Raw genomic sequence first — 379 nt, forward strand, 5'->3', positions numbered from 1 at the left:
GCGGAAATTACCGCACCACCAGCAGCTGCTCCCAGCGCATTTCCAAGATTAAAGGCACCAATATTGACTGATGAAGACAGACCCGGCGCTTCACTGGCGACACGCATCACGCGCATCTGTAACGGCGGTACGACCGCAAAGGTTGCTGCGCCCCACACCACCATGCTAATAGCTGCGCCGAACTCATTGCGGGCCAGGAACGGGATTGCCAGCATAATCACCATCAGCAGCAACAAAAAGCCTTTCAACGTGCCGTTAACTGAACGATCTGCCAGTTTGCCGCCGAGATAGTTACCGATAGAGAATCCGACACCAATCAGCACCAGCATTGCCGTGACGAACACCGGTGTTGCGTGGGTAATACTTTGCAGTACCGGAG

At 54.6% G+C, this 379-nt stretch carries 1 pseudogene; it reads right to left on the reverse strand.

What is annotated here, in order from left to right:
• Positions 1 to 379: pseudogene (locus tag H0X95_RS35820) on the reverse strand (MFS transporter); the annotation flags it as partial.

It is taken from the genome of Burkholderia sp. 9779_493, from assembly GCF_015712215.1.
Taxonomy (GTDB): domain Bacteria; phylum Pseudomonadota; class Gammaproteobacteria; order Burkholderiales; family Burkholderiaceae; genus Burkholderia; species Burkholderia cenocepacia.